Origin of the sequence: Bacteroides sp. AM37-9, assembly GCF_003603455.1 — a bacterium.
Taxonomy (GTDB): domain Bacteria; phylum Bacteroidota; class Bacteroidia; order Bacteroidales; family Bacteroidaceae; genus Bacteroides; species Bacteroides xylanisolvens.
On record NZ_QTNF01000005.1, the window covers coordinates 36,650 to 60,385 of the forward strand.

General features: G+C 41.9%; 20 protein-coding genes and 1 pseudogene. 9 read left to right on the forward strand and 12 right to left on the reverse strand.

From position 1 onward, the window contains the following. Nucleotides 1-125 precede the first annotated feature (125 nt). On the reverse strand, nucleotides 126-2,207 hold the full coding sequence (locus tag DW862_RS05115; protein WP_165861881.1) for a cytochrome c biogenesis protein CcdA: 2,082 nt from the start codon (nucleotides 2,205-2,207) through the stop codon (nucleotides 126-128). A 15-nt stretch (nucleotides 2,208-2,222) separates the two neighbouring features. After that, the gene (locus tag DW862_RS05120; protein ID WP_004315980.1) at nucleotides 2,223-2,522 is read right to left on the reverse strand and encodes a Dabb family protein; all 300 of its coding nucleotides are present in this window, start codon (nucleotides 2,520-2,522) and stop codon (nucleotides 2,223-2,225) included. A gap of 108 nt (nucleotides 2,523-2,630) precedes the next feature. On the opposite strand from DW862_RS05120, the gene udk reads away from it, so the two are divergent. Both udk and DW862_RS05130 read left to right on the forward strand, forming a co-directional pair. Further along, entirely contained in the window at nucleotides 2,631-3,242 is a 612-nt protein-coding gene (udk, locus tag DW862_RS05125; protein WP_032811070.1) for a uridine kinase, read from the forward strand. A gap of 37 nt (nucleotides 3,243-3,279) precedes the next feature. Then, entirely contained in the window at nucleotides 3,280-4,671 is a 1,392-nt protein-coding gene (locus tag DW862_RS05130; RefSeq protein ID WP_120067395.1) for a transglycosylase SLT domain-containing protein, read from the forward strand. A gap of 93 nt (nucleotides 4,672-4,764) precedes the next feature. Here DW862_RS05130 and DW862_RS05135 read toward each other — a convergent pair whose 3' ends face one another. From DW862_RS05135 to DW862_RS05170, 9 genes are all read right to left on the reverse strand, one after another. Next, on the reverse strand, nucleotides 4,765-6,309 hold the full coding sequence (locus DW862_RS05135; RefSeq protein WP_087318208.1) for a sodium:solute symporter: 1,545 nt from the start codon (nucleotides 6,307-6,309) through the stop codon (nucleotides 4,765-4,767). Then, nucleotides 6,306-6,431 (reverse strand): symporter small accessory protein, encoded by a 126-nt coding sequence (locus tag DW862_RS26710; protein ID WP_004296931.1) that lies wholly within the window; start codon nucleotides 6,429-6,431, stop codon nucleotides 6,306-6,308. Before DW862_RS26710 ends, DW862_RS05135 begins: the two co-directional genes overlap by 4 nt. Nucleotides 6,432-6,499: 68 nt before the next feature. After that, nucleotides 6,500-7,102 (reverse strand): nitroreductase family protein, encoded by a 603-nt coding sequence (locus DW862_RS05140; protein ID WP_004315984.1) that lies wholly within the window; start codon nucleotides 7,100-7,102, stop codon nucleotides 6,500-6,502. An 11-nt stretch (nucleotides 7,103-7,113) separates the two neighbouring features. Continuing rightward, a complete protein-coding gene (gene metH, locus DW862_RS05145) occupies nucleotides 7,114-9,861 on the reverse strand; it encodes a methionine synthase (RefSeq protein ID WP_120067396.1) in 2,748 nt (915 codons plus the stop codon). Nucleotides 9,862-9,950: 89 nt separating this feature from the next. Continuing rightward, nucleotides 9,951-10,403 carry an SsrA-binding protein gene (gene smpB / locus DW862_RS05150; protein WP_008643258.1) on the reverse strand — a complete coding sequence of 151 codons (453 nt, stop codon included), beginning with the start codon at nucleotides 10,401-10,403 and terminating at the stop codon, nucleotides 9,951-9,953. 9 nt (nucleotides 10,404-10,412) lie between these two features. After that, nucleotides 10,413-10,958, reverse strand: a complete 546-nt coding sequence (locus DW862_RS05155) for a Yip1 family protein (protein WP_008021718.1) — start codon at nucleotides 10,956-10,958, stop codon at nucleotides 10,413-10,415. Nucleotides 10,959-10,990: 32 nt separating this feature from the next. Continuing rightward, nucleotides 10,991-11,764 (reverse strand): hypothetical protein, encoded by a 774-nt coding sequence (locus DW862_RS05160; RefSeq protein ID WP_117809150.1) that lies wholly within the window; start codon nucleotides 11,762-11,764, stop codon nucleotides 10,991-10,993. Nucleotides 11,765-11,846: 82 nt separating this feature from the next. Continuing rightward, nucleotides 11,847-12,347 (reverse strand): DMP19 family protein, encoded by a 501-nt coding sequence (locus DW862_RS05165; RefSeq protein WP_008021714.1) that lies wholly within the window; start codon nucleotides 12,345-12,347, stop codon nucleotides 11,847-11,849. A gap of 436 nt (nucleotides 12,348-12,783) precedes the next feature. After that, nucleotides 12,784-13,188: an HsmA family protein gene (locus tag DW862_RS05170; RefSeq protein WP_004315990.1), complete on the reverse strand. Its 405-nt coding sequence runs from the start codon at nucleotides 13,186-13,188 to the stop codon at nucleotides 12,784-12,786. Nucleotides 13,189-13,426: 238 nt separating this feature from the next. Between DW862_RS05170 and DW862_RS05175 the strand changes: the two genes are divergently transcribed. From DW862_RS05175 to DW862_RS05200, 6 genes and pseudogenes are all read left to right on the forward strand, one after another. Further along, nucleotides 13,427-14,128, forward strand: a complete 702-nt coding sequence (locus DW862_RS05175) for an iron-sulfur cluster assembly scaffold protein (RefSeq protein ID WP_004296942.1) — start codon at nucleotides 13,427-13,429, stop codon at nucleotides 14,126-14,128. A 19-nt stretch (nucleotides 14,129-14,147) separates the two neighbouring features. Continuing rightward, on the forward strand, nucleotides 14,148-15,158 hold the full coding sequence (locus DW862_RS05180) for a GGGtGRT protein (RefSeq protein ID WP_004315991.1): 1,011 nt from the start codon (nucleotides 14,148-14,150) through the stop codon (nucleotides 15,156-15,158). 307 nt (nucleotides 15,159-15,465) lie between these two features. After that, nucleotides 15,466-15,765: a nucleotidyltransferase family protein gene (locus DW862_RS05185; RefSeq protein ID WP_004315992.1), complete on the forward strand. Its 300-nt coding sequence runs from the start codon at nucleotides 15,466-15,468 to the stop codon at nucleotides 15,763-15,765. Further along, nucleotides 15,758-16,096, forward strand: a complete 339-nt coding sequence (locus tag DW862_RS05190; protein ID WP_004315993.1) for a DUF86 domain-containing protein — start codon at nucleotides 15,758-15,760, stop codon at nucleotides 16,094-16,096. The genes DW862_RS05185 and DW862_RS05190 overlap by 8 nt, the downstream gene beginning before the upstream one ends. A 142-nt stretch (nucleotides 16,097-16,238) precedes the next feature. After that, nucleotides 16,239-16,412 (forward strand): annotated as a pseudogene (locus DW862_RS05195) (GGGtGRT protein); the annotation flags it as partial. Between the two features lie 657 nt (nucleotides 16,413-17,069). After that, nucleotides 17,070-17,432 carry a DUF1622 domain-containing protein gene (locus DW862_RS05200; protein ID WP_004315995.1) on the forward strand — a complete coding sequence of 121 codons (363 nt, stop codon included), beginning with the start codon at nucleotides 17,070-17,072 and terminating at the stop codon, nucleotides 17,430-17,432. Between the two features lie 145 nt (nucleotides 17,433-17,577). Here DW862_RS05200 and DW862_RS05205 read toward each other — a convergent pair whose 3' ends face one another. Then, on the reverse strand, nucleotides 17,578-17,979 hold the full coding sequence (locus tag DW862_RS05205) for an FKBP-type peptidyl-prolyl cis-trans isomerase (RefSeq protein WP_004315996.1): 402 nt from the start codon (nucleotides 17,977-17,979) through the stop codon (nucleotides 17,578-17,580). Nucleotides 17,980-18,078: 99 nt separating this feature from the next. On the opposite strand from DW862_RS05205, the gene DW862_RS05210 reads away from it, so the two are divergent. Continuing rightward, nucleotides 18,079-23,709 (forward strand): alpha-2-macroglobulin, encoded by a 5,631-nt coding sequence (locus DW862_RS05210; protein ID WP_120067397.1) that lies wholly within the window; start codon nucleotides 18,079-18,081, stop codon nucleotides 23,707-23,709. Nucleotides 23,710-23,736: the final 27 nt, after the last annotated feature.

Sequence of the window (23,736 nt, forward strand, 5' to 3'; positions counted from 1 at the left end):
GGTATTGTTATGATGTTACAAACGTATGTATTTTTTCTGAAATAAAAAAATAAAAGCGCTCTCACCGAAAAGATGAGAGCGCTTTTATTTCATTTATCATTCAAGACTGTGTCTTATCGAAGATTTTAATTTTTCCCTTTCTTATAATTCTCCAATCCGGTCTGCAAGAATTCGATATACTTAGGAATATCTTCGTTATAAGCATACGACTTATTCAACGGTTTGCCCTGATTGTCCAACAATACATAGAAAGGCTGGGCGTTGGCTCCGAATTTCACACGTTGCAGATAACTCCATTTATCGCCGACAGTACGCAAAGTACGTTCTGTACCGTTCTCGATTATCTTTACGGGCTCGGTCAACGGAGTCTTATTATCCACATAGAGAGTAATCAATACATAATCGTTATTAATCAAATCACTCACTTTCGGATCAGTCCACACCGCTGCTTCCATCTTACGACAGTTTACGCAACCATATCCAGTAAAGTCGAGCATAACGGGTTTTCCGTTCAGACGGGCATATTCCATGCCTAAATCATAATCATCGAATTTCGCATGTACTTCGTTCTTATACAAATTGAAGTCTTGCGTCTGCATAGGCGGAGCAAATGCAGATACAGACTTCAATGGTGCTCCCCACAAACCGGGAACCATATATACGGCAAACGCTAAAGAGATTAATGCCATAAAGAAACGGGTGACTCCCACCTTATTATCATCGTCATCATGCGGAAATTTGATCTTACCCAACAGATAGAATCCAAGCAAAGCAAAGATTACAATCCACAGAGCCAGGAATGTTTCACGGTCAAGCAGTCTCCAACCATAAGCCAAGTCAGCTACCGACAAGAATTTAAGCGCAAACGCCAATTCGAGGAAACCCAGCGTTACTTTGATTACATTCATCCATCCACCGGACTTCGGCATAGATTTCAGCCAAGACGGGAACAGGGCAAAAAGTGTAAACGGCAATGCCAAAGCAATGGCAAATCCCAACATACCGATTGCCGGAGCAACCACACTTCCTGTGGTAGATACCTGTACCAGCAGAAATCCGATAATCGGACCTGTGCAAGAGAAAGATACCAATGAAAGCGTAAAAGCCATCAGGAAAATACTTAGTAATCCGGTCGTAGATTCCGCTTTGCTATCTACTGCGTTTCCCCATTTCGAGGGTAGTCTGATTTCAAACGCTCCAAAGAATGAAGCGGCAAAAATCACCAACATCAGGAAGAAGAGAATGTTGAAAATAGCATTGGTAGATAAAGCGTTTAATGCGCTGGCACCGAAAATCAACGTGATAGCCAAACCTAATGCCACATAAATCACTACGATAGATGCACCATACGTCCACGCATCACGAATTCCTTTCTTTTTGTCTTTACTGCGTTTCAGGAAAAAGCTGACTGTCATTGGAATAATCGGCCACACACAAGGAGTGAACAAAGCCAATAATCCTCCAAGAAACCCTGTAATAAATATATATATCCAGGACATATCTTCCTGACCGTGCTCCTCACCTAATGCTTGCAGATCACTGATAACGGGTTTCCAAAGTTCACTAGAGGCAACTGCCGGCTGAATATCCGTGGCTGCTTCCGTTGTAGTTGCAGGCACCAACTCCATCATAGCAGATGAGTCTTTCGAAGCAACAGAAGTTGCCTCTTCTTTCTTATCTGCCTTATCCACTACTTTTTGTTCCGGTTGTTCTGCTTTCGATTGTTCTGTTTTCGTTGCGGCAGCATTTCCGGCTTTTGCTACTCCCGAAAACTTGAATGGCACTTGAGTAGGAGGCAGACAACTCTCGTCATCACAAGCTCCGTATTCCAGATAACCTTCTATCGCGTAAGCTCCACCCGTAAATTTCACTTTCTGCACAAACTTTGCTGTATTCTCGAAATAACGTACCTTCATTTCGAACAATTTATCGAAAGTAGCTACTTCTTTGCCCACAGGTTTCAGTTTACCGACAAGCTCGACACCCGATTTATTATCAACATTAAATGTTGCAGAAATAGGACCGCCATCTCCCAGGTCGGTAGAATAAACATGCCAACCTTTATCAATGGCAGCCGTAAACACCACCTCTGCCTCCGTATCGGAGAGAGGTGTCAGTTCTGTTTTAAACTTTACCGGATCTTTGATCTGCGCTTGCAATGCATATACAACAAAGCTTAAAAGCAGGAAAGAAATTATTTTTCTCATCTTTATTTTTGGGGTTTATAATTCATAGTCTACGCATGCACGGCTTTCCTTCGTTTCAGCCAAAATCTTACCGGCAGCTACGTGGTCGGGATGTGTTGCGTAGAATTTCACATCTTCTAGTGTATCAAACTCACTGTAAAGCGCAATATTCCATGTTTCACCAGGATTCATATTCAATCCGACTTCCACTTTGCGAATGACAGAGATTTTAGCAGGAAGAGCTTCTATCGCTTCCTTGAATTTAGTCATGACTACCAGTTTCTCTTCAGCAGGAACTTCGTCTTTTAACTTAAATAATACAATGTGTTTTACCATTACGTTGTTATTTTAATGAATTGTTTCTATATTTGTCTTGTTAATGCAATCATCGCATTAATAGTAATGCAAAAATACTCTATTTGGTTCAAATATACATTTAAAGAGATGTTAATTATAGGAATAGCAGGCGGAACAGGCTCCGGAAAGACCACCGTCGTACGGAAAATTATAGAAAGTCTCCCCGCAGGGGAAGTAGTACTCTTACCACAGGATTCATACTACAAAGACAGTAGTCATGTCCCGGTTGAAGAACGCCAGAATATCAATTTTGACCATCCCGATGCTTTTGAATGGAGCCTACTATCCAAACATGTCATGATGCTGAAAGAAGGAAATAGCATCGAACAGCCTACCTATTCTTATCTCACTTGTACGCGCCAGCCCGAAACGATTCATATCGAACCTCGTGAAGTGGTTATCATTGAAGGAATCCTTGCTTTATGTGATAAAAAGCTACGCAATATGATGGACCTTAAAATCTTTGTAGATGCCGATCCCGACGAACGCCTGATACGTGTTATCCAAAGAGATGTTATTGAGCGCGGACGTACTGCCGAAGCTGTAATGGAACGCTATACACGGGTTTTAAAGCCTATGCACCTGCAATTTATCGAACCTTGCAAACGATATGCCGACCTTATTGTACCGGAAGGCGGCAGTAATAAGGTAGCTATTGATATACTGACTATGTACATCAAGAAACACTTGAAGAGTTGAGAGTGGAGAATGGAGAGTTAAAAGCAAAATGTCAGGTATGAATGTCAAGACACTGATTATCCCTTTATTCCTCGTATTGTTCTGTTGTGTGTTCGGATGCCGGAACAAGCAACATAGTACAACGGATGAATCCACACGTGATCTTCCACAAATAAAAGATAGTGGCGAACTCGTTGTATTGACATTGTATAGCTCTACTTCCTATTTTATTTACCGGGGACAGGAAATGGGATTCCAGTATGAACTTAGCGAGCAGTTTGCCAAAAGTCTGGGACTAAAGCTTAGGATTGAAGTTGCCAACAGCGTTGACGAGATGATTCAAAAATTGCGGGCAGGCGAAGGAGATATGATTGCCTATAATCTGCCTATCACCAAAGAGTGGAAAGACAGTCTGCTTTATTGTGGTGAAGATGTCATCACCCATCAAGTGATTGTTCAGCAAGGAAGAGGAAAACAGAAGCCATTAAAAGACGTAACCGAACTGGTAGAAAAAGATATATACGTAAAGCCGGGGAAATATTACGACCGCCTCGTCAACCTGAACAGCGAATTAGGAGGCGGCATCCGGATTCATGAAGTTACCAATGACAGTACTACCATCGAGGACTTGATAACGCAAGTGGCGCAAGGAAAAATTCCGTATACAGTAGCTGATAATGACTTGGCAAAATTAAATAAGACCTATTATCCTAATTTAAATATCGATCTGTCTATCAGTTTCGATCAACGGTCTTCGTGGGCAGTACGAAAAGACAGCCCCGAACTGGCAGCCGCCGCTACTAAATGGCATCAGGAAAATATGACCTCTCCTGCCTACACTGCCAGTATGAAACGTTATTTTGAGAATAGTAAAATGATGCCCCACTCTCCTATTCTTTCATTGAAAGAGGGGAAAATATCTCATTATGATGATTTATTCAGAAAGTATTCCAAAGATATTGGATGGGATTGGCGTATGCTGGCGTCACTAGCCTATACTGAATCTAATTTCGATACCACAGCTGTTTCCTGGGCTGGCGCCAAAGGACTGATGCAGTTAATGCCTGCCACCGCCCGGGCAATGGGAGTACCTCCCGGCAAGGAGCAGAACCCGGAGGAAAGTGTGAAAGCGGCTATTAAATATATCGCCGCCACTGACCGCAGTTTCAGTATGATTCCCGACAAACAGGAACGACTCAACTTCATTCTGGCATCTTATAATGCCGGCTTGGGACATATATACGATGCGATGGCGCTAGCCGAAAAATACGGAAAGAACAAACTAGTATGGAAAGACAATGTAGAAAACTTCATCCTGCTCAAAAGCAATGAAGAATACTTTACCGACCCTGTCTGCAAAAACGGGTATTTCCGTGGTATCGAGACTTACAACTTCGTCCGTGATATCATGTCGCGTTACGAATCCTACAAGAAGAAAATAAAAGCATGATTAATATTAAGTATCAAGTATTAAGTATTAACCGTGGCCTTTGAGGGCTTATCCGCATGGCGTAATACTTAATACTTGATACTTACTTAATACTTATTTTTTGGTTATTAAGCTGACTACGATGATGGCTAATACAGATAATGGTAAGGCAAATAATATCGGATCAATCACAGGGAAAGGATAAGTGGCAATCAATACATCCCGTCCAAATAATGCTTTGCAGATACCTAATGCTGCAGATTCTTTCTGATGAAGAAATACAAGGGCAAACAGGCTACCGATTGTTCCGACCCAAAGACTTGCCATGACACCCTGCTTAGTAGCTTTCTTCCAATATAAAGCACAGAAATAGGCTGGAAGGAAAGCAGCAGCACAAATCCCCATAAAGATAGAAGTTCCACGGGCGATAATATCATGAGGCAACATATAGCAAATAATGTAGCTGACCAAAATAGAGAACAATACTCCCAGACGAATCACATTGGTCAGTTTATTCCGCGAACGGGGTTTATAAGTTCCATAAATATCAGAACCTACCGAAGCACCCATTGTATGGAATTGCGAACTTAGTGTAGACATACTAGCCGAAAGGATACATAACATAAAGAGTGCGGCAAACCAGTCGGGCATCGCTTTATTAATAAAATATGGAATAATCTTATCGATGTCCTGCACTACTTCGGTAGCAACCACTCCTTCTGTTTTCAAGAAGAAAAGGTTACTCAAAGCTCCGGCATGATAGATAGCTCCTACGGTTATAATCAAAAAGAAACAACCGATAAATACACCGCGGTTTAATTGTTTGCTACTCTCTACAGTCATAAAACGAACCACTAGCTGGGGTTGCGCAAGACATCCGATTCCTACTCCTAAAATAAGGGAAGTAACAAGTGAGTACCATTGTGGTGAACCTGTAACAGGCATTGCAGTCCATCCCTGATGTCCCAATGCTTTAAATTTTTCCGGGACTAACGGAGCAATAGCAGTCAACTCTTTATTCGCCTCGGTAAAACCCATACCGAGCACCTGGTATAAAGAGAATAATAGAAACAGCATGCAACCGAACATGATTACTGCCTGCAACGCATCTGTATACATGACTCCTTTCATACCGCCTGCAATAACATAAGCAGCAATAACCAATGTAAATATCAACAAAGAGATATTGAAATCAATCTGAAAGATCTGTTCGATAAATACAGCTCCACCTTTCATCACAACTGCTGCATAAAGCGGCATTCCGATGAAAATAACAGCAGCAATAAATACCTGTATATTACGGGAACGAAAATGACGGCCTAATAATTGAGGAAAAGTGCTCACATTCAGTTTTGCACCCATACGCCGGGTGCGTAAACCGAAAAAGATAAAAGCAATGACAACCCCAATAAACATATTCAGAAAACAGAGCCACTGAATACCCATTCCGAAAGCTGCCGCCACTCCTCCAAAACCTACAATAGCAGATGCAGAGATAAACGTAGCACCGTAAGAAAGTGCCATAACAATAGGATTCATTTGACGTCCGCCTACCAGATAGTCACTGGTATTCGTTGTTTTCTTGTATCCCAAAAAGCCGAGGTAAGCAAGTGACAGGAGATATCCTATCACAATCAAGCCGAGTGTAAATGTATTCATCGAGTTTCGTCTTTTTCGTCGTCCTTATTCCAATACTTCAGCCCAAACCAGGCAGCAAAGATCACACATACCACCGAAAGAAGGTAAGGCAGAATTATAAAAGGGTCGTCTATTCCAAACATTTGCGTATCAGATTTTAATTAGCGTTGCAAATGTAAGGAAATTATTGAAAAGACAAAACTTTTGCTCACTAATACTGATTATAATGTATCTTTTTCTCGTCAAATTTCTGTTTCGGGTTCTCTTTTGTAGCCGGATAGCCGAAAGGAATGACACAAAGCGGAAGGATATTATCAGGTAGGTTGGTATATTTGCGTACCACCTGCATACGGTCTTCATAAGGATAGGCAGCTGTCCATACAGCCCCCAGTCCCAGACTTTCGGCAGCCAGCAGAATATTTTGCGCTGCTGCTGAACAATCCAAATACCAATAAGACGAACGTACAGAATCTCCGCAGACAATGATAGCGTTACGGGCTTGGGTTAACATCTTTGCATAAGGAAGCGCAGCAGCCATTGAATCCAGTTTGGCACGGTCGGATACTACTATAAACTCCCAAGGACGGACATCTTTACCCGAAGGGGCAGCCATTCCGGCACGAAGCATCAAGTCTATTTTCTCTTTCTCCACTCCCTTATTCAGATAAGTACGCACACTTTTACGTGCGAAGATATTATCCAAAGCAGCATTTCCGGTTTCGGACGTTCCTTTTTCTTCTTTGGTAGAAGAACATGCGCTCATAGCAACAACTATTGCTGCAATCAGACATAAGAAAGAGAAAATCTTTTTCATTGTGATACTATTTAAAACAGATTCAACTTATTTTTCTGCGCCTCTTCCAATGAAACCGTTTCACGTTTCAGCAGACCGCTTTTTTCACGAAGCGCCTCATATTCGCTATTCAGTTCGTTCACCAATTCGGCTTTCAGCTGTGGATTCAATAATTTGGAAGCAACACTTGCATTCTGGGAAGCATCTTTCAGATGTACCACCGGAGCGTGATAGACAGGAGCAATCTTCAATGCCGTATGCATTTTCGATGTAGTAGCCCCACCAATCAGAAGAGGAATATCCAGTCCTGCTTTTTCGAGTTCCAAAGCCACATGCGCCATTTCTTCCAAAGAGGGAGTAATCAGACCACTCAATCCGATCATATCCACTTTTTCTTCAATGGCACGCTGCACAATGGTTTCCGCCGGCACCATCACTCCCAAGTCTACAATATCATAACCATTGCAAGCCATCACCACCGCTACAATATTTTTTCCAATATCGTGCACATCGCCCTTTACAGTTGCCAGCAACACTTTTCCAGCCGCGGCGCTTCCTTCCACTTTTTCCGATTCGATAATCGGCTGCAGGATAGCTACGGCTTTTTTCATCGTACGGGCAGTCTTCACAACCTGGGGAAGAAACATCTTACCGGCACCAAACAACTCACCTACATAATTCATTCCATCCATCAACGGGCCTTCAATCACATCGACTGCTTTATCATAAAGCGGCAATGCTTCCGCCAAATCCTGTTCAAGGAAATCTCCGATTCCTTTCATCAAGGCATATTTCAAGCGTTCCTGAACGGATTCTTCTCTCCACGCATCTTGTTTGGCAGCTGGTTGTCCGGCAGTTCCGCTCATAGTTGCTTTCAGCGATTCCGCCAATTCTATCAGACGTTCCGCAGCGTCCGGACGACGATTCAAGACGACATCTTCTATCTTTTCCAATACATCGGTCGGGATATCACTATATAACACGGAAGTACCCGGATTCACAATCCCCATGTCCATTCCTTGCTGAATGGCATGATAAAGGAATACAGCGTGCATCGCCTCACGGATATAATTATTGCCACGGAAAGAGAAAGAAAGGTTACTGACTCCTCCGCTAATATGAGCACCCGGAAGGTTCTTTTTGGTCCATGCGGTAGCTTCAATGAAATCTACGGCATAGTTATTATGTTCTTCAATCCCTGTGGCTACGGCAAGTACATTGGGGTCAAAAATAATATCATGAGGATTAAAACCTACTTTATCTACCAAAAGACGGTAAGCCCGTTCGCAAACTTCTATTTTACGGGCGGCTGTATCTGCCTGACCTTTCTCATCAAAAGCCATTACGACGGCGGCCGCTCCATATTGGCGGATGATACGGGCATGTTCGAGGAAAACTTCCTCGCCTTCTTTCAGAGAAATGGAGTTAACGATTGACTTTCCTTGCAGACATTTCAGGCCGGCTTCAATCACTTCCCATTTGGAAGAGTCAATCATTACCGGAACACGGGCTATTTCCGGTTCGGACATGATAAGATTCAGGAAAGTAGTCATCTCCTCCTTTGCATCCAACAGTCCGTCATCCATATTGACGTCAATCACCAAAGCACCGTCTTCCACTTGTTGACGGGCGATGGAGAGAGCTTCATCATATTTCTTTTCGTTTACCAGACGGAGAAATTTACGAGAACCGGCTACGTTGCAACGTTCGCCGACATTTACAAAGTTAATTTCCGGTTTGACTTCCAACAGTTCAAGTCCGGAAAGCCACATACAATCCGGTGCAAGAGCAGGGACGTGAGGTTTAGCACCTTTCACGAGGGCGGGATATTCGGCAATATAGGCATCCGTCGTTCCACAACAGCCGCCAATGATATTGATTAGTCCTTCTTCGATATATTCTCTCACTTCGTGAGCCATATCAGCAGGTGTCTGGTCATACTTACCCAGGCTATTCGGTAATCCGGCATTCGGATAGGCGCTAATATAATAAGGTGCACGAGCTGCCAGTTGTTCAAGGAATGGTTTCAATTGGCGGGCTCCGAAAGAACAGTTTAAACCGACAGAAAAGATATTGGCATGTTGTACGGAAGCAAGAAATGCGTCCAATGTCTGGCCGGACAATGTTCGTCCGCCAATATCGGACACCGTTACAGATAACATGACAGGGACTTCGACGCCTGTTGCTTTCATTGCCTGTTCGGCTGCAAAAATAGCAGCTTTAGCATTCAGGGTATCAAAGATTGTTTCGATCAGAATGGCGTCTACGCCACCTTCAAGCATTGCTTCCATCTGTTGCTGATAGGATGCAGCCAGTTCGTCGTAACTCAAAGCACGATAAGCCGGATTGTTCACGTCCGGGCTCATAGAGCAGGTTTTATTGGTTGGTCCCACAGAGCCGGCTACAAAACGCGGTTTATCAGGATTCTTTGCAGTGTACTCGTCGGCAAGATCACGGGCTAGTTTTACGGCTGCCAGATTCATCTCACGCACGTATTCTTCTACGTGATAATCAGCCATAGAAACTGTAGTCGAACTGAATGTATTGGTTTCGATGATATCCGCACCTGCTTCCAGGTATTTACGATGAATATCCTGAATCACGTCGGGACGTGTAAGACACAATAAGTCGTTATTCCCTTTCAACTGTCCGGGGATATGCGCAAACCGTTCACCACGAAAATCTTCTTCCTTGAGGTTATATTGTTGAATCATTGTACCCATTGCCCCATCCAGAATAAGGATGCGCTCGGATACGACTTGAGAAATTGTCTTTTTCATTACCCTATCACATTAATACCTAAATACCTACTCTGCCATCTTCTGCCAGACACTTCGCAGTCCGGCGTTTATCTTATAGCGTTTTTTACTTACCGCTTGAACATTCTTGCCATATCTCTACGGTCGTCTTTCTCCTTTATAGATTCTCGTTTATCGTATTCTTTCTTACCTTTCGCCAAAGCGACTACCAGTTTCGCCAAACCTTTCTCATTGATAAACAAGCGTACAGGAACAATCGTAAAGCCGGGATTTTTCATCTCCCGCTGAAGTTTCTCCAATTCTTTTTTATTAAGCAACAACTTCCTCTCTCTACGTGCCGTATGGTTATTGTACGATCCATAGAAATATTCGGCGATGTGCATATTCTTCACCCACAATTCGCCTTTCGTAAAATAGCAAAACGTATCTACCAGACTGGCTTTTCCCAAACGAATGGATTTTATTTCCGTACCGGTCAATACAATACCTGCTGTGTAGGTATCTATCAGCTCGTAATCAAACGTAGCCCGCTTATTCTTTATATTTACAGGAGGTTGTTTCATCTTTACTCATTAATTAAGTATAGCCGTCAGTCTATTAAACACGATCTGTATCACCGCCGGACATAGTATTAACAATACAGACGACAAAAGGGTGTATTTTAATCGTTGTTTTTCTTCTACTCCCATCAGTATAGGAACTCCCTCCCATACCACATAGACGATGTAGAACTGCAGCAACCAAGCAATAATTCTAAAATCAGGTAATAGTCCGGTTACTATCTGAAGCAGGAAAGACACAACCAATGCATATCCTGCAAACTGTTGTGTCAACGGCATATTGCTATGCAGACCAAACATCCTTGTTCCCATTTCATTGATGGCATAAGCTGCCAGAAAATAGCCACCGAACAGGGCTACAGCTACGGCGCAACAATTGGTCATAGCTATCTGGAAACTTTGCGGACCTCCCCACCCATTCGTCAATAACGAACCGATGAATACGGACAGACCGCATAAACCAATCATAGGATAGACAAAAGCCATAAATACTTTTCGCCTATCCTCTTCCATAGAAATTTCCTCCCAGGCCTTGGCCGGAGAGGAAATCAATTTCATTGCTATGTTAAATAGTTCTTTGTAGTTCAATGTTATTCTGTAAATGCGTAATCATATTCAACCGAACGTTCAACCGAAGTTTCCTTCCCATCCTTATCGACCAATTCATCTTTTGAGTTATTGATTTCAGCTGTCAGTTCCAGGTATTTCGGTAATTTGCCTGTTTTCTCCTTAAATGCAGCAAGAGCAGCTCTAATTGAATAAGCCCTATAAGCATATGTAAAATTAGAACGAGTTACGGTCTCACCTGCATCCTCAACAACATGGCTAATATATAGTTTTAACTTAGTGTCAGAGGCAGTCATTGCTTCAGGATCATAAGAAAGAACAAATGAATGCTTCTTTACTTCTGAATCTTCAACACTAGAGTTTGTAACTTTCACCCAATATGGCATTGTCAAAACGATTGTATTTTTGTCATAATAAACCAAACTTGACTGTTGCTTATCCAATGAATAAAGAGGATTAGTAGGTTCCGTTTTTTGAGGATTCAAACCTTCATTACCTTTAGGGTCAATACAAAGCGGAGTAGATAGCAAAGTAACTGGTATACTAGTACTATTTGCTGTCACCTGTGATTGGTCATATTGGCATGAAATTATATACATATTTCCATCCAAAAAGCCCAATTCTGTAGTTGGAACCAACTTCGTAGTTGCATCCCCCATCAGAAATGATCCAAAATTATACTTAACAGGAACAGTCATTGTAACATTGTGGTTATCATCTCCATTCATACAAGAAGTAACTGACATACCCATAACCACAGCCATCAAAGCCACCAAGAAAAATTTCACTTGTTTCATAAACATATTTTTTAGATTTTGCAAAGATATAAATTCTAATTCATAATTAATAAATGCAAGTACTTAAAAAATACTGCATCCGTTACTTTATTATTTTTGCAAAAAGTTCCAAATGATCATCTACGTAGCTTGCAATCAATGCTGTGACTTGTTCTTCCATCTCTAAATAGGCTTCTTCCAACTCATCAAAAGCTTCATATTGCTCGTACATAGCCATAAATTCATCATCCGTCCGTTCCTTTTCCAAATCTTTCCGGTTGGCATCAAAGATTTTCTTAGCCTTATAAACTAATTTCGAAAACTCTTCCGCTCCCCACAAACGCATCACTTTCGCAAACGGATTATCAAAGATATAACCACCATAGCCATTCTGAATCAATTGACAGAACCCGCCAACCATCATCTCATCACGAAAAATCTGATAAGCCAGCAAAGAATGTTGTTCTCCCGTCAACAAAGGCATCGTCTCCGCAGTCAATTCACCACCGATTACCTCTTTATATTTATCTGTAAACGCCTGGATAAATTCATCCATTCCTTCACCCGCAGCCTTTTGTAAGGCTGATTCTACAACTTCGATCATAATCTTCTTTATATAATGATGCAGCAAAGCTACGAATTTTATTCTACATCCAGTAATAATCTCTCCATAATCTTGCCAATCTTAACTTCATTATCCGTCCTCCACGTTCTTCACACGATCCATATCATCTCATTTACAGACACTTCCTGTGAACAAATCATATAAAACACGGTATTCACATCCTTCACAGAATATGTATTTCACAGTTTCACCACATAGTGAGAACCAATACTTGCTATATTAATAGAAACAGGCAAATAGCATATATATCCCGAATGAAAAGCAACTGTTTAATAACAGACGACTCCAGTCGGCTATCCAGTCAACTCTAGTCGGCTAATCAGACAACGATAGTTGTCCGAATCGCCGGCTATCGTCAGCCGACAAGAATATTGTAAGGTGATTTATGAATAGCCGGCTCTATTCAGGCTGTTTATTATACATGTAATCGCATCCCCAAATAAACTCCTATTAAATAAGGTATAAGCCAAATGCACCAAACTACAATGCTGAAACGATTAAAATGTCTCTTTTCTATAGGCGTTCCCTTCACATAGGTCCATATCGCCCATAACGCATGTACAAACATCAGAAGAATAGCAATTGCCCCTGTCACCGTATGCATTTCGTCATGCAGATGAGTAAGTTCGGCAATATGCTCCATCAGGCTTGTACCCACCGTGTCGGCCAGCAACCCGAGAAGAAAGAAAATGATATGCCAAAACTTTAATTTCCTTTGAAGACGTTCTCCCCAAACACCTATCGTATAAAACACAAGCGCAGATGAAATAACGCAAATTGCCGCTATTGAATAATGTATATCTATCTGATTCAGTTCCATAAATTTTCTTTTTCTAATAACAACAAAGCACAGGATAGATAGTTCTCGCGGTCTCAATCTTTCACAAATGCAATCCCGACTTTACAAACGACGAAAAAACGTAAACAGATTTGTCTCTTTTCACAAAAAAGTAATAAAAGGCGATTTGCAGAAACAAATAAATCGACTACCTTTGTGGGCGATTTAGAGAATCGTGACTACGTATTTTTAATTATATCACTTAAAAAAAGAGCTAATTATGACTTATTCACACGAAGTGGAACACATGTGTGTTGTAAAGAAGGGTCCTAACCACGGACCGGCTCCCATACCCGAAGAAGGCAAATGGGTAAAATCTAAAGAAATCGTTGATATTTCTGGTTTGACACACGGTATCGGTTGGTGCGCTCCTCAACAAGGTGCTTGTAAACTGACACTGAACGTTAAAGAAGGTATCATCCAGGAAGCCTTGATCGAAACAATCGGTTGCTCTGGTATGACTCACTCAGCTGCTATGGCTTCTGAAATCCTTCCGGGTAAAACAGTTCTTGAAGCATTAAACACTGACCTTGTTTGTGACGCTATCAACACTGCAATGCGCGAACTTTTCTTGCAAATCGTATACGGACGTACTCAATCAGCTTTCTCTGAAGGTGGTTTGATTATCGGTGCAGGTTTGGAAGACTTGGGTAAAGGTCTGCGTAGCCAGGTAGGTACTCTTTATGGTACTTTGGCTAAAGGTCCTCGTTACCTTGAAATGGCAGAAGGTTATATCAAACAAATCTTCTTGGACAAGAACGACGAAATCTGCGGATACGAATTCGTACACATGGGTAAGTTCATGGACGAAATCAAGAAGGGTACTGATGCTAACGAAGCTTTGAAGAAAGTTACAGGTACTTACGGACGCGTAACAGCAGAACAGGGAGCAGTTAAATCTATTGATCCACGTCACGAATAATATAAGGAGGAAAGAAACAATGATTAGAGAAGTAAAATTCGAAAGCCAAGACCGTCGTATCAAACAGATTATCGCTGCTTTGAACGCTAACGGCATCAAAGATATCGAAGAAGCTAACGCTATCTGTGAAGCTCATGGACTTGATCCTTATAAAACGTGTGAAGAAACTCAGCCTATCTGTTTTGAAAATGCAAAATGGGCTTATGTTGTAGGTACTGCCATTGCTATTAAAAAAGGTTGTACAAACGCTGCTGAAGCTGCTGAAGCTATCGGTATCGGTCTGCAAGCATTCTGCATCCCGGGTTCTGTAGCTGACGACCGTAAAGTTGGTATCGGCCATGGTAACCTTGCTGCTATGTTGCTGCGTGAAGAAACTAAATGTTTCGCTTTCCTGGCAGGTCACGAATCTTTCGCTGCTGCTGAAGGTGCTATCAAAATCGCTGCTAAAGCAGACAAAGTACGTAAAGAACCGTTGCGTTGTATCTTGAACGGTCTTGGAAAAGACGCTGCTCAGATCATCTCTCGTATCAACGGCTTTACATACGTTCAGACTCAATTCGATTACTTTACTGGTGAACTGAAAGTTGTTCGCGAAATCGCTTACTCTGACGGTCCTCGTGCAAAAGTAAAATGTTATGGTGCTGACGACGTTCGCGAAGGTGTAGCTATCATGTGGAAAGAAGGTGTAGACGTATCTATCACAGGTAACTCTACTAACCCGACTCGTTTCCAACATCCAGTTGCAGGTACTTACAAGAAAGAACGTGTTCTTGCTGGTAAACCATATTTCTCTGTAGCTTCAGGTGGTGGTACAGGTCGTACTCTTCACCCGGATAACATGGCTGCCGGTCCTGCTTCATACGGTATGACAGATACGATGGGTCGTATGCACTCAGACGCTCAGTTCGCCGGTTCATCCTCAGTTCCTGCTCACGTAGAAATGATGGGATTCCTTGGAATTGGTAACAATCCTATGGTAGGTTGTACAGTGGCTTGCGCTGTTGACGTAGCTCAGGCCTTGAGTAAGTAATTCAAATAATTACCATATAGTAAATCCCTGTAACTGATAAGGTTATGGGGATTTTTATTTTCAGTATGTTCGTAGGTTGAACTGCTGATTTACCTCTCTCCTACCTTTCTAATATAGTTTAGTTTTGTATTCCTACCTAATACTGATTTCACTTTACTAAGATGAATATAGATACTACTTTAAACTAAAAAAGAAAGTATTTATTAGTCCAATGCAAAAAAAGTAGAGTATTAATACAACTATCCCTAATGATACCTTGTTAAAGTAAGAGTTATTAATTATCTTTGCATTGAAAGGAGATACACCTATGAAGCTGATTGAAAATAATATCCAAAAGATAATTGACCTATGCAAAAAACATAAGGTACATAAATTATTTGTCTTTGGTTCTGTTCTTACGAGTCGTTTTAATGACAACAGCGATGTTGATTTAATTGTCGATTTTAATAAGGCAGAAGTAAGCGATTACTTTGATAATTTCTTTGATTTCAAATATGCTTTAGAAAATTTGTTTGGTAGAAAAGTAGACTTACTGGAAGAACAGACTATTAAGAATCCATATTTGAAGAAGAATGTGGATGCAACTAAAACTTTAATCTATGGATGAATTAATAAAGAAACACTTGCAAGATATTCTAACTGCCATTGAAGAAGTAGAAAGTTTCTTCGGCAATGCTCCTAAAGTTTATGATGACTTCTATAGTAACCTATGCCTTAGACGAGCCGTTGAAAGAAACATAGAAATTATTGGTGAAGCTATGAATAGAATACTAAAAGTTGATAAAGATATAGCTATAACCAATTCTCGTAAAATAGTAGATGCCAGGAATTATATCATACATGGCTATGATAGTCTATCCGTAGATATACTTTGGAGTATGGTTATTAATCATTTGCCAAAACTAAAAAATGAAGTAACAGCATTACTAAATATATAAGGTTTGTGACTTATTCACGACCATTTATTCAAAGCAGAGAGATTTATAATCTGGAGCGTTCTTTAAAACATTTCAATATTAACCTGTAAAACAATCATTTACGATTAATTTGATTGAATTATAGGGATGCAGTGTCGCTACTTCATACGGTATGACAGATACGATGGGGCGTATGCACTCAGACGCTCAGTTCGCTGGTTCTTCATCTGTTCCTGCTCACGTAGAAATGATGAGATTCCTGGGAATTGGTAACACCCCGATGGTAGGTTGTACAGTAGCTTGTGCTGTTGACAGAGCTCAGGCTTTGGGTAAGTAATTTATTACTTTTATACATAAGGAGAGTCCTCAATACAGCACTCTCCTATTTTTATTTAAAAACAAAAACTTTTGGAATAGCGTTTCCATTCTATATTTATAAAAAGATATTGGCATAAACACCAAAGAATTATTATATAACAATGCTAATTTATCAACTGAACTTTGTTGGATATAAACCTAATAACCATATCTGCATAAGTTCATAATCAATAAAATTATGGAATACATCAACGAATTTCACAAGCAATGGATAGAGCGTACTCGCAAGTCAATAGCATTATGGAGCAAGCAGCCAGCCTCATTAGAAGAAAAAAGGAAGCAACAAGAACGTTTGGACCAACAGAGAGCTATAAGAGAAGGCAAATTGAAGAGTTAATTTCATTTGCCAATTCAGACGATTTATGGATCCCCCCTCTTATTTGAATATAGAATTCTTAAGTAAAGATGGAGAAAATGAGTCTATACAGGAGATGAAGATATAGTTGTAAAGCTGAACAACTTTGAGTACACAGGCGATACTTTATGGAATAGATGGAGATTTGTATTTTATTGATACACAAATTAGATTGAGAACTCAATCCTAACGAAAGATCTATTTAAGAACTAATATACAACTTCGCTTGTTTATATAACAGATACTAAACATTATACAACAATGCTACTCACATTCTTAAATACACTCGCCACTATCATCAGTGTTATCAGTCTACTGATTGTGACCTATGGTGTGCTCGTTGGTTTCGTTGCCTTCCTGCGCAATGAGATAAAACGGTTCAACGGAACTTATACCATTAATAATATCCGGCAGCTTAGAGCAGATTTCGGCAGTTACCTTTTGCTGGGACTGGAATTTCTAATCGCATCCGACATTCTGAAAACTGTAGTTGATCCTACTTTGGATGAGCTGGCAATCTTGGGCGGAGTTGTTGTAGTAAGAACTGTACTTTCTGTGTTTTTGAATAAAGAGATTAAAGAACTGGCAGAAGATAATTCTGCCAAGGACATAAAGGAACTATAAGATAGGTCAGCATTATTAAATGTCTCCAAAGCTGCATATTTTTATTACCGGATATTTCTACTTTTAGCTACCTTTGCAAAAGCAAATCCTTTATGAAGAAGCTAAAAGAAAAATATCCATGCATCTGATCGTATATAGCTCACCTCTATGCAACTCCAAGCAGTTCCACTTCGAATATCAATGTCGAGTAAGCAGGAATAGAATCAAAAGATTTAATACCATATCCCATTGCATAAGGTATATAGATGATCCATTTATCCCCAACGTGCATTTTCTGAAGTGCTACCTGCCACCCTTCTATTACATCACTAAGACGTAAGGCATCGGGACAAGTACGTTCATAAGAATTATCAAATACCCGGCCATCAATCAGACTTCCTTTGTAATGCACGGTAACAATACTCCGCGCACCCGGAGAAATCGTACCTTCACCAGTTTCCAAAACTTTGTAATAAATTCCACACGGCAATGCGAAAACACCTTCCTGAAATGACAGCTTTTTCAGAAATCGTCGATTGGCATCTTTGTATTCTTTCTTTTTCCCCATAAATAAATTGATTAAGAACTTGCAAATATAATCAGAATAACAAAGGATTTAGCATAAAAACTGTATATTTGTTTGTTGAACTATAAAAAACTCATCGCTATGGGACTAACAAAGACTACACGTAGCATTAGTGCTACCGGACTACTCCTACTTATCATGATGACTGTGGGCCTATATTCATGCACACGTACTCAAAAAGACATCATTCCTTCTGCCGATTATGCACCGTATGTAAATGCGTATACGGGAGGAGTTATTTCACAGAATTCAACCATACGCATAGAGTTGACCCATGACCAACCCATGGTGGATCTGAACAGTGAGTTAAAAAACAATCCGTTCAGCTTTTCCCCTTCATTAAAAGGAAAAGCATATTGGGTAAGCAACAACACCATTGAGTTTGTGCCGGAAGAAGGAACATTGAAACCGGGAACGCTCTACGAAGGAACTTTCCAACTGGGAGACTTCATCGAAGTGGACAAAAAACTAAAAGAGTTCAACTTCTCATTCCGTGTGCAGGAACGTAACTTCACTTTGCAGTTGGAGTCGTTACCAATTACAGCTACCCAACCGGATGAAATAAATATTAAAGGAGAAATACGCTTCAGCGATGTAGTGAAAAAAGAGGAAGTGGAAAAGATGCTGACTGCCAGCGATGGCAAGAAGAGTTATCCGGTAGAAGTCACCGCGACAGACAACCTTACCCGGTATCAGTTTAGCATCAGACAAATACCCAGAGAAGCTGATGATTACCCATTGACCATTACAGCCAATGGTAACCCAGCCGGCATTGACCGCAAACAAAGCGAAGAAGTGCTGATACCGGCTAAAGATTGCTTCCGTTTTATGTCTGCCGAACGCATTGAACAACCGGAAAACGGAATTGAGATTGTTTTCTCCGCTCCTTTATCCACTACCCAGGATTTAAAAGGACTGATTGAGATTCCGGAAGTCTCCTCATCTATCTTCCAAATCAGCGAGAACAGAGTCTTCATCTATTTCGAAGCAAACACACAGAACAAACTGACGTTGAATATCCATGAAGGAGTCAAAGACAGTCAAGGTAAAGCGCTGGGCACTTCTCATACGATCTCGTTCAGTGAAGTAAGTCTGAAACCACAGGTAGAAATGTCTACCTCCGCCGCTATCCTGCCCGATTCGAAAAGTCTGATTATTCCTTTCAGAGCAGTCAATCTATATGCTGTGGATTTGAGCGTGATCCGCGTCTTCGAGAATAATGTATTGATGTTTATGCAAACCAATTCGCTCGCCTCGGCCAATGAACTACGCCGCTCGGGAAGACTGGTTTACAAGAAAACATTGTGGCTTGCCAAAGATGCTTCCAAAGACATTCATCATTGGGGGGATTACTCAATAGATCTTGCCGGGTTGATTCATCAGGAGCCGGGTGCCATATACCGTGTCATACTTTCATTCCGTCAGGAATACTCCGCTTATCCTTGTGGAGGAAACGAGAATCAGGATATGAAATTCGCTGACAGTAACACATCCGATGGGTTGACCAAAGTAAGCGGAAGTGTCTTGTCTGAAGAAGATGAAGCCATCTGGAATACGCCCGAAGCTTACTATTATTACAACGGAGGAACAATGGACTGGAGCGTGTACCGATGGACGGAACGCGACAATCCATGCCATCCATCTTATTATATGAATTCAGACCGAATTGCTGCATGTAATGTGTTTGCTTCCAATCTGGGGATGATTGTAAAACGGAATTCACTGAACAAACTATGGATTGCCGTAAGCAATATTTTGGACACCAAACCGATAGGGAAAGCACAAGTAACAGCATATAACTTCCAGTTACAGCCCATAGGAAAGGGAGAAACCAATGGAGACGGGTTCGTTGAAATCACTCCGAAGGGCGTACCTTTCATTATCGTGGCAGAATCGGAAAAGCAAAAGGCGTATGTGCGTGTCGTAGACGGTGAAGAACAGTCCGTCAGCAGATTCGATGTAGGAGGAAAAGATATTCAAAAGGGATTGAAAGGATTCATATATGGCGAAAGAGGAGTATGGCGACCGGGAGACACATTGCACATCTCCTTTATATTGGAGGACCGCGAAAAGAGAATCCCCGACAAGCATCCCGTAGCACTGGAAATATACAATCCGAGAGGACAGTTCTACACCAAAATGATTTCAACGCAAGGAATGAACGGATTTTATACATTCGACGTTCCGACACAGGCTACAGATCCAACCGGGCTCTGGAATGCATATATTAAAGTAGGAGGAACCACCTTCCACAAAGGTCTGCGTATCGAAACCATAAAACCCAACCGCTTGAAAATAAACCTGGCATTGCCGAAGATTCTTCAAGCTACGGACAAGGATGTCTACGCTCCACTCACTTCAACCTGGTTGACAGGAGCCACTGCCTCCAAATTGAAAGCTAAAATAGAAATGTCTTTATCTAAAGTGAATACACAGTTTAAGAAGTACGGACAATATATCTTCAATAATCCGGCTACGGATTTCACGACTATCAAAACAGATGTATTTGACGGTACACTGGATGCAGAAGGAAAAGCCAGCGTCACACTGAAAGTTCCGACTGCAACCGAAGCACCGGGTATGTTGAATGCAACTTTCACCACCCGTGTATTCGAACCGGGAGGAGATGCCAGCATCTACACCCAAACAATCCCGTTCTCGCCATTTACATCTTACGTCGGTATCAACTTGAACCAACCGAAAGGCAAATATATTGAAACGGACAAAGATCACGTATTCGATATTGTGACTGTAAACACGCAGGGACAGTTAGTGAACCGTACTAATCTGGAATACAAAATATATCGCATCGGCTGGAGCTGGTGGTGGGAGAACAGCGGTGAATCTTTTGGCACTTACATCAACAACAGTTCCATCACACCTGTTGCCAGCGGCAACTTACAGACAAGAGGCGGAAAAGCATCCTTCAAATTCCGCGTCGATTATCCATCATGGGGACGCTACCTGGTTTACGTAAAAGACAAAGAGAGCGGACATGCCACCGGAGGAACCGTTTATATAGACTGGCCGGAATGGCGCGGACGTTCGAGCAAAACAGATCCCAGCGGCATCAAGATGCTTGCTTTCTCTCTGAACAAAGATTCATACGAAATTGGAGAAACAGCCACAGCCATTATTCCTGCGGCAGCGGGAGGACGTGCACTGGTATCCATTGAAAACGGTTCGACAGTTTTGCGTCAGGAATGGATAGAAGTCTCCAACGGAGGAGATACGAAATATACATTCAAGATTACGCCGGAGATGACTCCGAACGTATATTTGCATATCAGTCTGTTACAGCCTCACGCACAAACAGTCAATGACCTGCCTATCCGTATGTACGGCGTTGTTCCGGTATTTGTCACTAACAGTCAGACAGTATTGCAACCACAGATACAGATGCCGAAAGTGTTACGCCCGGAAACCAACTTCAACGTGACCGTCAGCGAAAAGAGCGGTAAACCGATGACTTATACATTGGCGATTGTAGACGACGGTTTATTGGATCTTACCAACTTCAAGACCCCGGACCCATGGAATGATTTCTATTCACGCGAAGCGCTTGGCATCCGGACATGGGATATGTATGATAATGTATTGGGAGCTTCTTCCGGAAGCTACAGTTCGCTTTTCAGCACAGGTGGAGACGCCACACTGAAACCTGCCGATGCTAAAGCAAACCGTTTTAAACCAGTAGTCAAGTTTATAGGTCCTTTCTATTTGGGAAAAGGAAAGAGCCAGACGCATACATTGAAACTTCCGATGTACGTAGGTTCGGTACGTGCCATGGTGGTTGCCGGACAGGACGGAGCTTATGGTAATGCGGAAAAGACTGCCTTCGTACGGACTCCATTGATGATGTTGTCTACTTTGCCCCGTGTGCTTAGTATTCAGGAAGAAATTACCGTTCCGGTCAATATCTTTGCGATGGAGAATCAAGTGAAGAATGTAACCGTATCACTTCAGGCATCCGGTGGAGGAGTACAGATTGTAGGAGCTAACCAACAATCGCTCAAATTTACCCAACCGGGAGACCAGCTTGTCTTCTTTACCTTAAAAACAGGCAGCAAAACCGGAAAGGCTACGATCCACCTGACAGCAAATGGCGGCGGACAACAAACCAAAGAAACCATTGAAATAGACGTACGCAATCCGAATCCGGTAGTAACCCTGCGCAACAGTCAATGGATAGAAGCCGGACAAAGCAAAGAATTGTCATACAACCTAAGCAGTTCTTCCACAAATAATCAGATCAAGCTGGAAGTATCCCGCATACCTTCGGTAGATATCAGCCGTCGGTTCGACTTCTTATACAATTATCAGCACCATTGCACGGAGCAGTTGACTTCCAAGGCTCTGCCTCTTCTGTTTGTCGCTCAATTCAAGACGATAGATAAGACGGAAGCCGAAAAGATAAAGACGAATGTACAGGAAGCTATCCGGCAGATTTATGGTCGTCAGCTCCCCAACGGCGGATTTGTATATTGGCCGGGGAATGCTGTTGCCGACGAATGGATCAGTTCTTATGCTGGAATGTTCCTGACGCTGGCACAGGAAAAAGGATATGCCGTTCATGCGAACGTACTGAACAAGTGGAAGCGTTTCCAACGTGCTGCCGCACAAAACTGGCGTATGCCACAGGAGGCAAGCGGTTGGCAGCAATGGCAGTCGGAATTGCAACAAGCCTTCCGTTTATATACCCTTGCATTGGCAGGAGTACCGGAATATGGAGCTATGAACCGAATGAAAGAACAGACCGGATTATCTATTCAGGCCAAATGGAGACTGGCAGCCGCATACGCACTGACCGGAAAGATGAAACCGGCTGAAGAACTTGTGTATAATGTAGAAACAACGGTGAACCCCTACTCTTCCATGAATCAGATTTACGGTTCTTCCGATCGTGACGAAGCAATGATTTTGGAAACACTCATCCTGATGAACCGGGAACGGGATGCTTTACAACAAGCGAAAGTCGTTTCTAAGAATCTGTCACAAGAGGATTGGTTCAGTACACAATCTACCGCTTTTGCTCTGATGGCAATGGGACGTCTGGCAGAAAAGCTGTCAGGCACACTGGATTTTGTGTGGTCATGGAACGATAAACAGCAGCCTGCTGTAAAATCAGCCAAAGCTGTGTTTGAAAAAGAGATCGCTACCACTCCAAAATCCGGCACTGTTTCTGTGAAGAATCAAGGAAAGGGAGCGCTTAGCGTAGACCTTATCACACGTACGCAGTTATTAAACGATACGTTACCGGCTATCAGCGATAACCTCCGCATGGATATAAGATATGCTAACCTGAACGGTACACCGCTCTCTGTCAATGACATCATACAGGGAACTGACTTTATGGCTATCACCTCAATATCCAATATCAGCGGTACTTCCGATTACACTAATCTGGCACTGACGCATATCATACCGTCCGGTTGGGAAATATACAATGAAAGAATGGTTGCTCCCGAAACGGAAAACGCAGCAGCCGACGGCTCCGGTCAATCAGTCAGCAAGTACAGCTATCAGGATATACGTGATGACAGGGTGTTGACCTATTTCAATCTGCGCCGCGGTGAGACAAAGGTATTCACTGTCAGGTTACAAGCGACCTATGCCGGTAACTTTATTCTCCCTGCCGTTCAATGTGAAGCGATGTATGATGTAAACGTACAGGCACGAAGCAAAGCAGGAAGAACAACTGTCAGTCGATAATATTTGGCACGGATTACACGGATTTCA

Coding starts and splice junctions, on each gene's coding strand:
- DW862_RS05115 (WP_165861881.1), bottom strand. CDS start 2,207: ATGAGAAAAATAATTTCTTTCCTGCTTTTAAGCTTTGTTGTATATGCA.
- DW862_RS05185 (WP_004315992.1), top strand. CDS start 15,466: ATGAAGCTGATTGAAAATAATATCCAAAAGATAATTGACCTATGCAAA.
- DW862_RS05170 (WP_004315990.1), bottom strand. CDS start 13,188: ATGGAACTGAATCAGATAGATATACATTATTCAATAGCGGCAATTTGC.
- DW862_RS05205 (WP_004315996.1), bottom strand. CDS start 17,979: ATGGGGAAAAAGAAAGAATACAAAGATGCCAATCGACGATTTCTGAAA.
- DW862_RS05135 (WP_087318208.1), bottom strand. CDS start 6,309: ATGAATACATTTACACTCGGCTTGATTGTGATAGGATATCTCCTGTCA.
- DW862_RS05165 (WP_008021714.1), bottom strand. CDS start 12,347: ATGATCGAAGTTGTAGAATCAGCCTTACAAAAGGCTGCGGGTGAAGGA.
- DW862_RS05180 (WP_004315991.1), top strand. CDS start 14,148: ATGATTAGAGAAGTAAAATTCGAAAGCCAAGACCGTCGTATCAAACAG.
- DW862_RS05120 (WP_004315980.1), bottom strand. CDS start 2,522: ATGGTAAAACACATTGTATTATTTAAGTTAAAAGACGAAGTTCCTGCT.
- udk (WP_032811070.1), top strand. CDS start 2,631: ATGTTAATTATAGGAATAGCAGGCGGAACAGGCTCCGGAAAGACCACC.
- DW862_RS05160 (WP_117809150.1), bottom strand. CDS start 11,764: ATGAAACAAGTGAAATTTTTCTTGGTGGCTTTGATGGCTGTGGTTATG.
- DW862_RS05175 (WP_004296942.1), top strand. CDS start 13,427: ATGACTTATTCACACGAAGTGGAACACATGTGTGTTGTAAAGAAGGGT.
- DW862_RS05210 (WP_120067397.1), top strand. CDS start 18,079: ATGGGACTAACAAAGACTACACGTAGCATTAGTGCTACCGGACTACTC.
- DW862_RS05190 (WP_004315993.1), top strand. CDS start 15,758: ATGGATGAATTAATAAAGAAACACTTGCAAGATATTCTAACTGCCATT.
- smpB (WP_008643258.1), bottom strand. CDS start 10,403: ATGAAACAACCTCCTGTAAATATAAAGAATAAGCGGGCTACGTTTGAT.
- DW862_RS26710 (WP_004296931.1), bottom strand. CDS start 6,431: ATGTTTGGAATAGACGACCCTTTTATAATTCTGCCTTACCTTCTTTCG.
- DW862_RS05130 (WP_120067395.1), top strand. CDS start 3,280: ATGAATGTCAAGACACTGATTATCCCTTTATTCCTCGTATTGTTCTGT.
- DW862_RS05200 (WP_004315995.1), top strand. CDS start 17,070: ATGCTACTCACATTCTTAAATACACTCGCCACTATCATCAGTGTTATC.
- DW862_RS05155 (WP_008021718.1), bottom strand. CDS start 10,958: ATGAAATTGATTTCCTCTCCGGCCAAGGCCTGGGAGGAAATTTCTATG.
- metH (WP_120067396.1), bottom strand. CDS start 9,861: ATGAAAAAGACAATTTCTCAAGTCGTATCCGAGCGCATCCTTATTCTG.
- DW862_RS05140 (WP_004315984.1), bottom strand. CDS start 7,102: ATGAAAAAGATTTTCTCTTTCTTATGTCTGATTGCAGCAATAGTTGTT.